General features: G+C 45.7%; 13 protein-coding genes. 5 read left to right on the top strand and 8 right to left on the bottom strand.

Features of this window, described 5'->3' with window-relative positions; all coding sequences use genetic code 11:
- Positions 1 to 231: 231 nt before the first annotated feature.
- Positions 232 to 1938, top strand: a complete 1707-nt coding sequence (locus JMA39_RS15750; RefSeq protein ID WP_237732858.1) for an SLC13 family permease — start codon at positions 232 to 234, stop codon at positions 1936 to 1938.
- Positions 1939 to 1962: 24 nt separating this feature from the next.
- A complete protein-coding gene (locus JMA39_RS15745; protein ID WP_202722808.1) occupies positions 1963 to 2994 on the top strand; it encodes a helix-turn-helix domain-containing protein in 1032 nt (343 codons plus the stop codon).
- A 7-nt stretch (positions 2995 to 3001) separates the two neighbouring features.
- Here the strand turns inward: JMA39_RS15745 and JMA39_RS15740 are convergent, their stop codons facing one another.
- Together JMA39_RS15740 and JMA39_RS15735 are read right to left on the bottom strand one after the other, a co-directional pair.
- Complete coding sequence (locus JMA39_RS15740; RefSeq protein ID WP_202722807.1) at positions 3002 to 4375, bottom strand: ATP-binding protein; 1374 nt, start codon at positions 4373 to 4375, stop codon at positions 3002 to 3004.
- Entirely contained in the window at positions 4375 to 5058 is a 684-nt protein-coding gene (locus JMA39_RS15735; RefSeq protein WP_202722806.1) for a response regulator, read from the bottom strand. The genes JMA39_RS15740 and JMA39_RS15735 overlap by 1 nt, the downstream gene beginning before the upstream one ends.
- 218 nt (positions 5059 to 5276) lie before the next feature.
- Here JMA39_RS15735 and JMA39_RS15730 point away from each other — a divergent pair, with 218 nt between their 5' ends.
- Positions 5277 to 5756, top strand: a complete 480-nt coding sequence (locus JMA39_RS15730) for a Spy/CpxP family protein refolding chaperone (RefSeq protein WP_202722805.1) — start codon at positions 5277 to 5279, stop codon at positions 5754 to 5756.
- 160 nt (positions 5757 to 5916) lie between these two features.
- Positions 5917 to 6786 (top strand): cation efflux pump FieF, encoded by an 870-nt coding sequence (gene fieF, locus JMA39_RS15725; RefSeq protein WP_202722804.1) that lies wholly within the window; start codon positions 5917 to 5919, stop codon positions 6784 to 6786.
- 73 nt (positions 6787 to 6859) lie between these two features.
- Here fieF and glnG read toward each other — a convergent pair whose 3' ends face one another.
- The 3 genes from glnG to JMA39_RS15710 all read right to left on the bottom strand — a co-directional run bounded on the left by glnG (position 6860) and on the right by JMA39_RS15710 (position 10019).
- On the bottom strand, positions 6860 to 8269 hold the full coding sequence (glnG, locus tag JMA39_RS15720) for a nitrogen regulation protein NR(I) (RefSeq protein ID WP_202722803.1): 1410 nt from the start codon (positions 8267 to 8269) through the stop codon (positions 6860 to 6862).
- A gap of 17 nt (positions 8270 to 8286) precedes the next feature.
- The gene (gene glnL / locus JMA39_RS15715) at positions 8287 to 9327 is read right to left on the bottom strand and encodes a nitrogen regulation protein NR(II) (RefSeq protein ID WP_202722802.1); all 1041 of its coding nucleotides are present in this window, start codon (positions 9325 to 9327) and stop codon (positions 8287 to 8289) included.
- Positions 9328 to 9470: 143 nt separating this feature from the next.
- A complete protein-coding gene (locus JMA39_RS15710) occupies positions 9471 to 10019 on the bottom strand; it encodes a DUF4124 domain-containing protein (protein WP_202722801.1) in 549 nt (182 codons plus the stop codon).
- A 217-nt stretch (positions 10020 to 10236) separates the two neighbouring features.
- Here JMA39_RS15710 and JMA39_RS15705 point away from each other — a divergent pair, with 217 nt between their 5' ends.
- The gene (locus JMA39_RS15705; protein ID WP_202722800.1) at positions 10237 to 10884 is read left to right on the top strand and encodes an MliC family protein; all 648 of its coding nucleotides are present in this window, start codon (positions 10237 to 10239) and stop codon (positions 10882 to 10884) included.
- Between the two features lie 182 nt (positions 10885 to 11066).
- Here JMA39_RS15705 and JMA39_RS15700 read toward each other — a convergent pair whose 3' ends face one another.
- The 3 genes from JMA39_RS15700 to JMA39_RS15690 all read right to left on the bottom strand — a co-directional run bounded on the left by JMA39_RS15700 (position 11067) and on the right by JMA39_RS15690 (position 13570).
- Positions 11067 to 11744 carry a type 1 glutamine amidotransferase domain-containing protein gene (locus JMA39_RS15700; protein ID WP_202722799.1) on the bottom strand — a complete coding sequence of 226 codons (678 nt, stop codon included), beginning with the start codon at positions 11742 to 11744 and terminating at the stop codon, positions 11067 to 11069.
- 71 nt (positions 11745 to 11815) lie between these two features.
- On the bottom strand, positions 11816 to 12973 hold the full coding sequence (locus JMA39_RS15695; RefSeq protein WP_202722798.1) for an iron-containing alcohol dehydrogenase: 1158 nt from the start codon (positions 12971 to 12973) through the stop codon (positions 11816 to 11818).
- Between the two features lie 144 nt (positions 12974 to 13117).
- Positions 13118 to 13570: an Lrp/AsnC family transcriptional regulator gene (locus JMA39_RS15690; protein WP_202722797.1), complete on the bottom strand. Its 453-nt coding sequence runs from the start codon at positions 13568 to 13570 to the stop codon at positions 13118 to 13120.
- Positions 13571 to 13693 lie beyond the last annotated feature (123 nt).

Genomic DNA, 13693 nt, shown 5'->3' with positions numbered 1-13693 from the left:
ACCGATCAAGATCAATTTTTGTTAAAAAAGTCACAACCTAATCTTACACTTTGTGCTTTTGTTGGTCAATGCGTGGCTGGTAAGCACTTGATTGTAAGGTGTTTAACTTTATATTTATTAACTTTTGTTTTTAGTGTGATTTATTTTGGTAAAAACTAAGTTGCTCGTATGTTGATCTGGATCCTGTTTTGTAAACACATTTACGAGTAATGTCTATGTAACGACTACCTAATGAAGGGCACTGTTAAGATGACTCAGGGAAATGTTAATACAATCGAATCGTTGCAGATGTCGGAGGGGAAAAAGAATAAAGCCTCCGTCAATGATGGCGTAGAGACAATCGAGGAAGCGGGAAATAGTGCCGATCCACTCGATATGAATCAGTATCGAATGGAAACTCTGCCGATAAGAAGTAAAAGCGTATTTGAGCAGTGGCTTGCTAAAGCGGGAAGCTGGATTGCACTCGCCGTATTTAGTTATATGCTGCTAAGTGAGCCGGCATCATTTTTGGTTAACTTTGATCCAAGTACGTTAAGTAAAACTGCTGCTGAACATTTTCAAGACGTCGGGGCGGTGCTATTTAGCTGGCATGGGCAGGCGATGTTTGCCATTTTTTGCACTGCAGTGATCTTATGGATTACAGAGCCTATTCCTAATTACCTGACCTCTTTGATGGTAATTATTGCCATGGTGCTTACCGGAGTATTGCCAGAAAAAGTGGCTTATGCTCAATTAGGTCATCCGATTATGTGGCTCAATATTTTATCCTTCATCCTGGCGTCTATGTTGGTCTCATCTGGCGCAGCTAAGCGTTTTGCACTTTGGTTTATTTGTCGTTTTGGTACCAGTGCCACTCCCATTTTTTATAGCTTTATGGTGATTAATCTTGCGCTGTCGGCGTTTATCTCAGCGACAACCGCGAAGGCTGCTATTTTGATGCCGATATTCATGGTGATCGCGGCGGTTTATGGCGCTAGAGGCGGTAACAATAAAAACAATTTTGGCCGAAATTTAGTGCTGCAAAATCTGTTGCAGATCAATCTTTGTGCTGGTGCATTTGTGACCGGTTCTGGTGCTAATTTGCTTGCTGCAAGTTTAATTGCGGGGGCAATAGGAGGGAGTTTTTTCTTTGCTGATTGGATGATAGTGGCCTTACCGATTGTCATTTGTATGATTGTCATCGGCTGGTTGATCGCGACAAAAATCTTTTTTCCTCTAGCGCCAGAAGAGCGGCTGCCGCAAATTGATGGCGGCATGGATCGTTTAAAAGAGGAATTAGCCAAAATGGGGCCTATTTCTTTTAGGGAAGTAAAGTCTCTGGTGATTTTTGTAACTATCTTAATATTCTGGGCGACCGATAAGTACCATGGTATTAGTGCAACAGCTATTGCCTTTATTGGGGCTATTGTAGCCTTAGCGCCGAGACTTGGTGTGGTTAACTGGAACCAGGTGGATGTACCTTGGCATCTACTGTTGTTCTCTGCAGGTGCTTACACATTAGGAGCCGGGTTTAAACAAACTGATCTACCAAATTTGGCGGTAAACTTTAGCTTAGAGTATTTTGGTTTGGATGAAACAACACCCTTTGGTGTGTTTTATATATTACTGACAGGAGCTATGCTATTTAGCTCATTGGTATTTCAGTCAAAAACTATGCGAACCATGCTGTTTGTGCCAATAGCTATAGGAATTGCACAGCGCTTTGATTTTTCAATTATGAGCTTGGCGCTTCCTGTTGCCTTGCTGATAGAGCACGTATACGTGTTGCCATTTAATAGTAAGCCTGCACTGTTGCTATATTCAACTGATCAATACAGCTTAAGTGATACCTTTAAATTTGGTTTTACAATGCTAGTAATAGGTTGGGCCGTGAGTATTTTTATGGGTGAAACTTGGTTTAGGTTGTTAGGATATACCCCTAATGGTGTGTTTGGTTAGAGTTTAGGTGTAATGAGATAAGCTATGAGCGCAAAAAATAACGAAATCCGTAGCAAGTTAGCACTACTTCAGCTCGCAACAGAGCTCGGCAGTATAAGTAAAGCTTGTGAAATTATGGGCTATAGCAGGGACAGTTATTATCGTTTTAAAAAGCAGTATGAAGCCGTTGGTGAAAGAGGCTTAAAAAACCTGTCTCGTAAGAAGCCTGCTATTAAAAATCGAGTGTCTCAAGAAGTTGAAGAGCAGGTGATTGAGATTGCGTTAGATTACCCTAATTATGGCCAAGCTAAAGTCGCTGAGTTACTGACTGCTAGAGGCTGTTGTATTTCAGCTAGCGGCGTACGCACAATCTGGTTGAGACATAATTTAGAAACTAAGAAAAATCGCTTATTAGCCTTACATACTAAGCTTCAACAAGATCAGTTATTAAAGCCGAATGAGCATCATATAGAGCAGATCTATAAATTAGCTCCTAATGACTCAAATTTTGAATGCCTCTATCCTGGAGATATCTGCGTGCAGGATACTTATGATTTAGGCGTGATCACACCACTAGGTCAGTTATATCTTCATAGTTTTGTTGATGGCTATAGCCAATACACTATTGCAGTTGTGATGGAAGATAATAGCTCCGCGGCAGTTGTTACCTTTCTGAAAGAGTTTGTTTTGCCTTGGTATCATGACAACAATATTGAAATTAACAGTATTTTGACCGATAGAGGTACAGAGTTCTCGGAAAGAAAAAGCCCTGAGTATAGTTTAGCGTTGATTGATAACAGGATTAACCATATCCAGATGCGTGCCTATAATGGTCCAGTGGTAAATGGTTTAGCTGCGAGGTTTCAAACCTTTTCTTACAATGAGTTTTTTGAGCCTTATTTAAAAAGCCATAACGTTGCATCTTTGGCACAGCTGAATGATGAGTTTGGTCGCTGGCTATCTAACTACAATCAGCAGCAACCTTTAGCTGGCCGTTATACCTTAGGTAAAACGGCTGCTGAAGTATTGCGTTTGAGTCGCCATTTAATCAGTCATCATCAAGCGACAAATGATTAACCTTGTTTCAGCTTGAAAAAGGCAGACTGATACTTATTTTTAATCCGTGAGGCTGACAGTTCTCAGCCTTTATCTTGCCTTGATGGGCTTGAATTGCCGCCTTGGCAATCGCTAGGCCTAAGCCCCAGCCACCGGATTCCCTTTCACGGGCAGACTGTGGACGGTAAAAAGGTTTAAAAATCGCGTCTAAGTCGGCCTCATCAATGATCCCCGGGCCATCATCGATAATCTCTATCAATATGCTGTTGCTTTGAGCTAAGGCCCGAATAGAGACTTGGGTATCGGCGTAGCGGATCGCGTTGCGTAGCAAATTCTCTACAGCCCTAGATAGGGGTCTAGGATAAAGCGGTAACACGATAGATTCATCGATATCTATATGTAGCTGTTTTTGTTGCTGTTGAGCTTCGAAATCGGCATCGTCTAACACTTGGCTTAAGGTTTCTGCTAGTTCTAGATTGCGCTTAGTCTCATTGGCGTTAAGTTTTACTCGTGACAGTTCTAGTAGCTCGGCAATCATCAGCTCTAGCTGGTCAGCCTCATATTCAATGCGTTCCATCTCTGGCGTTTGCTGGCCTTTTTTACGACTCAATGCCAAAGACAGTTTTAGTCTGGTCAGTGGGGTACGCAGTTCATGGGAGATGTCACTGATCAGCCTTTGCTGACTATTGACCATATCTTCCACCGAGTCAGCCATACCATTAAAGGCTTGCGCCAGTTGGCCAATTTCATCGTTACGTTTCACCGTCCCCATATCCACTCGGCTACTCAAATCACCGTCGGCAAGAGCGTCGGCGCTGCGTTTCAGTGAACGCAGAGGTTTACCTAGATGCCAAGCAAACAAGCCACACAGCAAGCCTGATAGCAAAATAGCAATACTTAAGGTAAGGATCTTATTGTCGATGAAAAAGAAAAACCAAGGTCTTGGATGGTGCTCGGGCAAGCGGCCGTAGAGGCTGTAGGGCTTGCCTTCAACATTGAAGTTATAAGGGCCGAATAATAGCTCGTCTCTAAATTGATGCTTAATCGGATGACCTGCTTCATCGGCCATCAACATAAAACGTCTCAGTGAGCGAGATTGCTTATGGCTATTGAGGATCTTGCCATACTCATCGACTAAATAGATGCGTGCAGGACGCCCCTTAAACTCTTTGAAGCGACTCCAATGTTTGAGTTTTTCTGAGCCGAGTACTTGCGGGTTGCTAGCGATTCGCTCAGCGCTGCGCGCAAGCATACGCTCAAGAGCTGGAGGGAGCTCAGCTTGATCATGGTTTTGTTGCAACAGAGGCAGCAAACCAATCAAGGCGATGATTAAAGAGCTACACAGCCAAAAGCCCAGTAGTAATTTAACGAAGATATTATTGGGGGCTTGTCTAAGCTTCATTAGGGTAACCAGATGTAACCTTTACCGCGAATGGTCTTAACCCGTGGGCGGCCGTCATCGCGCTCTGGCATCTTCTTACGCAGATTAGAAAGGTGCATATCTAAGCTACGATCGAAAGGCATCAGCTTTTTGCCGAGTACTTTTTCGCTTAACGCCTCTTTGCTTGCCAGTTCGCCAGTATTTTTAATTAGTTCAAACAGTAAGCTGAACTCGGTTCCGGTAAGGATGATGAGTTGATCTTGGCAATGCACCTCCTGACGCGCAGGATCCAGCTTTATATCGCCATAATGATGAGTGGTTTGCTGCGTTTCATTAGGCTGAATATGGGTGCGGCGGATAATGGCACGGATGCGCGCGACCAGTTCTCTGTCGTTGAATGGCTTAGGTAGATAGTCATCGGCACCGATCTCTAAGCCGACCACGCGATCGATTTCATCGCCGCGAGCCGTTAGCATCAATACCGGCGTCTGCTTCTTACTGCGAAGTGCGCGTAATACTTCAAACCCATTGAGTTTGGGCAGCATGACATCGAGTAGGATAAGGTCGAACTGCTGCTCTAACGCGAGATCTAGGCCTGCCTGCCCATCATGGGCGAGTGTTAGCTCGAAACCTTCAAGTTCCAGCAGTTGTGCAAGCAACTCAGATAGACCTAAGTCATCATCTACCAACAATATACGGCTCATATTTACCCTTTTATCTACTCTTACTATGCTGAGTATACCCTGTTTGATGTCAATTGCGGTTTAGGAGTGTAATTCAACGTAAAGATCTAAGCATTGCGGGATATTTAAACTGCTTTACAGAGTTTTACGCTATATAAACCCAACATTACATTGAGCCAACTAAACTGATAAGCGTCAAAGCAAGCTTAGCGGGGCTAAGCACAATTATTGAGGCTACCATGATGAAAAAGAATACGTTAAAAGCAGGTTTGCTTGCCATAGTGGCCAGCAGTGTATTATTAACCGCAGGCGTTAGTGCAGGTGAAGGTCAGCACGGTTCACACGAGGGCAAAGCTTATCACCAGATGAAAGGTGAGCGTGGTGGACATCACGACATGCGTAAAATGTTCCGTGGCTTAGATCTAACTGACGAGCAAAAAACTGAAATCAAGGCGCTGTTTAGCGCTCATCGTGATGAGATGAAGCAAAAGCGTCCTTCAAAAGAGCAACGTGCGGCACAAAAGGCACAGATGCTAGATTTTATTACTACGACTAACTTCAGCGAAGAGGCAGTTAAGCAAGCGCTAGCGGCTAAGCAAGAGGCGCGTCAGCAAAGAGTGGTGGAGATGTTGAAGCTGCAAAACCAAGCCTACCAACTGCTGACACCGGAGCAGCAGGAGAAATTCAAACAACGTTTTGAAAAGCATCACAATCGATAATGAGCCTGGCGCAATACGCCATATGGTTCGCCCTGTAGGCTAATTATTTTTTTCGATTACGCCTATTGGTATTAACTTGAGGGAAATCATCAGTTTTTCCCTCTCGTTTGTTATAGACTTAGAATCTGTGTTTCCCTTACTTTATTAGTAAACAGATTTTATGAATGACACTTCCCAATATGATTTCTGGGTTAAGCTGGCCAGCCGCGCCGCGGTCGCGACAGCTTTTACCCTTATTATCATCAAACTTGCGGCATGGATGTACTCGGGTTCTGCCAGTATGTTGGCATCTTTGACCGACTCCTTTGCGGATGCGCTGGCATCAATCGTTAATTTTATTGCGATTCGCTACGCTATCGTGCCTGCCGATCAAGATCATCGCTATGGGCATGGTAAGGCTGAACCGTTAGCCTCCCTTGCGCAATCAGCCTTTATTCTTGGCTCCGCCTTCTTGTTACTGCTGCATGGTGGTGAGCGTCTGATTAACCCTGTTGAGGTGCAGCATGCGACCTTAGGTGTGGTTGTTTCTATTATTGCAATAGTGCTAACCCTAGCCTTGGTGACGCTACAGAAAAGAGCTTTAGCGGCGACCTCAAGTACCGTGGTTGAAGCCGATGCGCTACATTACAAGTCGGATCTATTCTTAAATGCTGCGGTGTTGCTGGCATTAGTTTTGTCTCAGTATGGTTGGTGGTGGGCCGACGGCCTATTCGCACTGCTGATAGCGCTGTTTATTGGTCAGCAAGCGATCGGTTTAGCTTATCGTTCGGTGCAATCGCTGCTCGATAGAGAGTTAGATGATGAAACCCGTGCAAAGATCATCGAAATAGCTAAACTCGATCCGCAAGTAAAAGGGATCCACGATTTGCGAACTCGCGAATCTGGCAAGACAATGTTTATTCAGTTTCACCTTGAGTTAGACGGTGAGCTGAGCTTACATCAAGCCCATAAAATTGCCGTCGAGACCTCCGAACGGGTGCGTAAGGAGTTTGTCGAATCTGAAGTGATTATTCACCAAGATCCGGTTTAGTTATTAGCTTAGAAGTAAAAAAGGAGAGCCTATGGTTCTCCTTTTTTGTTGCAAGTCGTTATTGAGAAGGCTGTTAATCCATCTCTAGCTCTTTCAATTTTCGGGTCAAGGTGTTGCGGCCCCACCCTAGGCGCTTAGCTGCTGCCTGCTTATGGCCATTAGTATGCTTAAGTGCCGTTTCCAGTAAGATTCGCTCGAACGCCGGTTGCACTTCGGTTAGTAGATCGCTATCGCCATCACTGAGTCTTTGGTCGATAAACAGCTTTAGTGCGCCTTGCCAGTCATCGCTCTCGCTGGATTGGGTAGGGCTGAACTTAGGCTCTTGCAGTAGCTCCGGCGGCAGATCCAGTGGCAAGATCTCCTGCCCCGATGCCATTACGGTTAACCAGCGACAGGTGTTTTCCAGTTGGCGCACATTACCCGGCCAAGGCAGTTGCGATAGCTTAGTGGCGGTTTCCTTGGTCAGCACCTTAGGTTCAACACCTATCTCCTTGGCGGCGATCATCAAGAAGTGGCGTGCAAGCTGGGGGATATCTTCACGGCGCTGAGACAGAGGGGGCAGATGCACACGAATGACATTTAAGCGGTGGAACAGATCTTCACGAAAATCCCCCTGCTGTACCAGCTGCTCAAGGTTTTGATGGGTGGCGGCGATGATACGCACATCTACCTGCACTGGCGAGTGGCCACCGACACGATAGAACTGACCATCGGCTAGAACTCGCAGTAATCGAGTCTGCACATCTAAAGGCATATCGCCAATTTCATCTAAGAATAGTGTACCGCCATTAGCTTGCTCGAAGCGGCCTTGGCGAACGCTGCCTGCCCCAGTGAACGCACCTTTCTCATGACCAAATAGCTCTGATTCAATCAGATCTTTTGGGATCGCCGCCATGTTGATGGCAATAAAGGACTTACCCTTACGGGGGCTGTGTTTATGCAACGCGCTGGCGACCAGCTCTTTACCCGTACCCGATTGGCCGTTGATCAAGACGCTAATCGAGGAGCGAGAAAGGCGACCGATAGCCCTAAATACTTCCTGCATTGCTGGGGCTTCACCAATAATCTCCGGCGTGGCGACTAGTGGCTCCTCTGTGGTGATGGTTGAGGACTGCTCCTTGGCATGAGTGAGTGCCCGCTCGACTAGTGAAATCGCCTCATCGATATCGAAAGGCTTAGGCAGATACTCAAAGGCACCCGCTTGATAGGCGCTCACTGCGCTGTCGAGATCAGAATGCGCCGTCATGATGATAACGGGGATATGCGGATAGTGGTTCTGTAATCGCTCTAGCAGTGTTAAGCCATCGGTACCGGGCATACGGATATCTGAGACGATCACTTGTGGTTGTGCCATCTCTAATGCTTGCCATAGTGACTCGGCAGCCGCGAAGCTGGCACTGCTAAATTTGGCGCTCTGTAATGCTTTTTCTAATACCCAACGTATCGAGCTATCGTCGTCGAGGATCCAAACTTGTTCAGTCATCTAGTGTTTTCCTCTTATTAACTATTGATGGGTAGGGTAATGGTAAATTCTGTGTAGCCGACAGTGGAATCACAATCGATACGGCCACCATGCAAACGGGCAAAGTTATGAGCGATAGAGAGCCCTAGACCTGAGCCCTGCTCACGGCCGGTGACCATAGGATAAAACAGCGTGTCCATCAGATCGGGTTGAATGCCGGGACCGTTATCAATAATCGACAACATGAGTACTAGCTTATGGCGCTTAGTGCCTATGGTGACTTGGTGCTGTGTTCGAGTCTTGAGTCGAATATTACCGCCGCTCGGCTCTAGGGCTTGTATCGCGTTTTGCACGATATTTAAAATAGCCTGTTGCAGCTGATCCGGATCCATCTCGATATCTGGGATCGAGGGGTCATAATCCTGAGTCAGTTCAATATTGTTAGGCAAGGTGACGTTGACTAACTTGACGACTTTTTGGATGACTTCATGAATGTTGTACAGGCTATGTTGTGTCGGCTTCTGCGGACCGAGCAAACGGTCGACTAAGCTGCGTAGTCTATCGGCCTGCTCAATAATCAGATCGGTAAATTCGTTAAGCTCCGGCTCTTTTAGCTCACGAGACAACAACTGTGCCGCTCCACGCAGTCCACCTAGGGGATTCTTAATTTCATGGGCGAGGTTACGCACTAAAAACTGCGCCGCTTGCTGCTGGGCATCTTGGGTCAACTGCTGGTGAATACGTCGCTGTTGATCAACTTGACGTAACTCTATCAGGGCAAGATTTTGCTCCTGTTCCAGTGGCGTCAGAGTGATATCGACAGTGTGTTGCTGGCCATCTATAGTCACTAACGGTACGGTGTTAATGTTGAGCCCTTGGCCTTCGCAGATAGCTTGTTTAAGCACCTGAGGCTCGACTCCTAGCAGTTGATAGTGTTCGGGGAGAGGCTGCTCAGTGAGTCGATTGCTGCCTACGCCGAGCAGTTGCTCAGTGGCCGTATTGACATAGAGTAACTCAAGCTCTTCATTGATAACGAGCACAGCCGTTACTAAATGATTGAGCAATAAATTGGTATCCATTAGCTACTCCGAATTATGCCGATGCTTAGGCATCTTAGTTGATTGCACCACCATGGTGCACCAAAGTGGTGCAAGCTGCAACCGAACGTCATCGGAATGTCGACTAAATCAAAGTAATCCTAAGTTAATCTATTCTAGGGCTTTTATTCATTCCCTCTAGGCTGAGGTCTAACATGTGTAGGCCCATTAATAGTCGTCCGATGAAGAAATACTATTCTCACTGGAGTCGATGCAAGTTGTTTGCCGTTTTTACTCAATACTTTAACGACAAAGCTATGTTCGCCGCGATCAATATTGTTGAGCTTGAAGATGCCGTGCTGCTGTGTATTGCCAATCTGCTGCCCGTCCATAAACAGAGCCAGTTCATGGGCGGAAGATAACTGCGGCTCAATATTGGCGATAATGGTGATATCTCCCTCGTTGTTATGAATGCTCTCCTCCTCTGTGGGAGAGACAATCTGAACTTTATATTTGACCTTTTCACTGTCGGTGTCAGATTGCATGCTTGGTAGGGCGATGACTTCGGGGAGTTTGATATTGTTTTGGGTATTCTCTTTTAACTCGACGACTTCGGCATTTTTGACTGGTTTGTCAGAGAAGTGAACTGTACCGTCCTCATCCACCCATTTATAAATAGTCGCATGAGCAAAGGTTGCAGCCAATAATAGTAATAGAGCTAAGCCAATACGCATCGTGACGTCCTTTGTTACGGGGTTGTAATCACTGGAAGAGTAGCTGTTTTTCCATAAAAAAGCATCGACTTTATTATGGGGAAGATAACACTCAAGTATGGCAGATAAAAATTTGCTATCTTTAGTGCTAGAGTAAATCTTACCTAATTTTCAAAATATTAGAGTTCATAAAAGAGTCATGAATTAGGGCCGCATGAGATTAATCAAAGGAAAACAGATGCAAAAATATATTATGGCAAGCTGCCTAGTCTTACTGACAGCCTGTAGCGCTGTGGATAAGCAAAAGGTGGTCGAGCAGCAAGCTACTGCAACAAAGCAATCCCAAGTGACCGAGCCTGCTTTACCTAGCTTTGATTGCACTAAGGCTCAGGGGCAGGTTGAGACACTTATTTGTCATGACGTTGAACTTGCGCAGCTTGATAGACAAATGGAACAGGTTTTTAAGGCGGCGGTGGTTAACATCCCAGCTGCAGAGCAGCCTAAGGTGACGCAGAGAGGTTGGATCAAAGGCCGTAACGACTGCTGGAAGGCGCAAGATGTGCGTGAGTGTACACTGTACAGTTATCAGAGCAGAATGATCGAACTGCAGATCCAAGGTGGATTGCTAGAGGTGCCGCCAGCCGTAGTCTTTGACTGTGGTGAGCATCCACAGATAACAGCCGTATTTTATACCCAGCTCGACCCAGTTACTGCGGTGTTTACCTTTTCGAGTGAGAAAATGGGCGAGCAGCAACTGCAGGCTACCAATGTGCGCAGTGGCAGCGGCGCAAAATACCAAGGGCGTAACTTTGAGTTCTGGGAGCATCAGGGAGAGGCGAGCGTGCAGTTCTTCGATGAACATTATATGTGTCAGTTACGTAAGTAAACTGGGCTCTAGGTTGAACTAGTAAGCTTATATCGCGATTAGCAAACAAAAAGCAGCTTGTCGGCTGCTTTTTGTTTGCTGTCGTCTTAGGCTTAACCTAGGTGCTAGCTTTTATCGTATTACAGCTCTATATCAAAACTATTGCGGATAGATTCAACAGCTTAGTATAAGCCGTCATATTTCTACTTCAGTTGCTTGATGATCTCATCTGCTACCACTTCAGAAGATGCTGGGTTTTGACCTGTGATCAAGTTGCCATCAACGGCAAGGTGACTAGCCCAATCATCTCCTTTGGTATATAAGGCACCATTTGCCAGCATCATATCTTCCACAAGGAAAGGCACGATTTCGGTGAGCTGCACGGCAGCTTCTTCACCGTTAGTAAAGCCAGTGACTTGTTTGCCAGCGACTAAAGGTGAACCGTCAGCGGCTTTGACATTTTTAAGTGCCCCCGGCGCGTGGCACACCAAGCCTACAGGTTTGTTAGCTTGATAGAAGGCTTCTATTAATGCGATAGAGTGAGCATCGTTGGTGAGATCCCATAAAGGACCATGTCCACCAGGATAGAAAACGGCATCGTAATCAGCTTGATCAATGTCTACTAATACGTGAGTGGTGGCCAACAGTTGTTTGGCTTGCTCATCTTGATTGAAGCGTTCTGTTGCCGCCGTTTGAAAATCGGCTTGTTCACTGTTTGGATCCAATGGAGGTTGTCCACCCGCTGGTGAGGCTAAAGTGATCTGAAAACCGCTATCTTTAAAACGGTAAAAAGGACTGGCAAACTCTTCAAGCCAGAAGCCTGTTTTTAAGCCTGTGTCGCCAAGTTTGTCGTGTGAGGTGAGTACCATCAATATCTTCATTCTATTATCCTTTTCTATGTGTAGAGTGATTGGCCGACACTCGCTAAACTGTCGGCTAACTAAGCTAAAAGTTAAAGGTTTCGGGTTAATATTTTGTGGCTCATGGCAAGATCAACATCTTGTTTTTCCCCGAGTGCCGTCATACCGTGAGCTTCAAGTTGGCTAACGATTGCATCGATGCTGCTGTTATCCAATTCATAGTCCGATAGACGAGTTTTGATCCCCATGTTTTCAAAGAATTCACGGGTCTTAGCAATCGCAGCATCAATGATCTCGTCTTTAGTGCCTTGGTTAATTCCCCAGACTCGATCTGCGTATTGGAGGAGTTTATCCTGCTTTCCTTCGCGGCGAACATCAAGCATGCCCGGTAAAACCATTGCGATAGTGCGGGCATGGTCGATGCCATACAGAGCCGTGATCTCATGTCCAATCATGTGGGCCGCCCAATCGTGTGGTACGCCTTTACCTATAACACCGCTCAATGCCATGGTTGCTACCCACATTAAGTTGGCGCGCACATCGAAGTCTTTGGGTTCAGTTAATGCTTTAGGGCCGAGTTCAATGAGGGTTTGCAGTAAGCCTTCGGCAAACCTGTCTTGAACAGGTGCATTAACTGGGTAGTTTAGGTATTGCTCTGTGATGTGGATAAAGGCGTCGACAACACCATTGGCAACTTGGCGCTCGGGCAGGGTGAAGGTTTTACTCGGGTCTAATACTGAGAACTTAGGGAAAACATGGTTGCTCATAAAAGACAGCTTAGCTTGAAATTCTTTGCGGGTGACCACACTAGCACTGTTCATTTCAGAGCCCGTTGCTGGCAAGGTTAATACAGTGCCGAACGGCATAGCTTGAGTGACCTTAGCGCCCCAGCTTAAAAGAATATCCCATGGTTCACCATCAAATAGCGCAGCAGCGGCAACGAACTTAGTACCGTCAATAACCGAACCACCGCCAACGGCGAGGAGGAAGTCGATATCTTGCTGTTTTACCACTTCTACAGCTTGCATTAATGTTTCGTAAGTAGGGTTAGCCTCGATGCCACCAAATTCAACGACGCTACGCTGTTTAAGGGCTGTTTTTACTTCATCCAGTGTTCCTGTGCTTTTGGCGCTATTACCGCCAAACAGAACTAATACTTTTGCATCTTGTGGTATTAAGTTATCTAACTCGGCAATTTTACCTTCACCAAAGCTGATATGTGTTGGGTTGTAATAATCGAAGCTATACATAATTTGTCCTATTTACCGACTGATATTGAGTCGAATAATACTGCTTAAATTTTAGTAGACCAGTCATCTAGCGATTTTTATTGCCTTAAAACAGCCCTTAAAATCGAGGGTTCTGTGTTAGATGATCCACCGTAAAAAATGTGACTATAGCGGCAGCGTACTGCGTGAGAAGTTCTGCTTTAGTACTACGGTCGATTCGATGCCTGCGATGCAGTTTAGGCTGCCTAGGGATTTTTTGACGAAGCTTTCATAACTAAGTAGATCGCTGGCAACGATTTTTAATAGGTAATCATGAGCGCCGGTGACTACAGAGCACTCCATGACCTGCTCTAAGTTTTCCATACTCTCCTCGAAGAGTATCGCGTGTTGATCCGAGTTCTCTTTTAGACGAACGAAAGCATAAACCATCACATTGAGTCCCACCTCTTTAGGATCGATCTGCGCAGCATAGCCGCTGATCACGCCAGTTTGCTCGAGCTTTCTAACACGGCGAAGGCAGGGTGTATCAGACATATTCAGTCTGGCTGCGAGTTCTGAGATCGCGATACGACCGTGACGCTGCAATATGGCGAGTATATTGCGATCTTTGTTATCCATCTTGGCAACCTTTCTATTCTTATGGTGAAAATCAATATCAACTAGACTTTTTATAGTGGATCTCGACCTTGATTGGAAGTTATTAAGGCTCGTTTGATGATTTACACCGTACGTATGCTGCTA

This window comes from Shewanella schlegeliana, assembly GCF_016765635.1.
GTDB lineage: Bacteria > Pseudomonadota > Gammaproteobacteria > Enterobacterales > Shewanellaceae > Shewanella > Shewanella schlegeliana.
The sequence above is the reverse complement of the archived record's forward strand: the minus strand, read 5'-3'. Positions and strand labels throughout refer to the sequence as shown.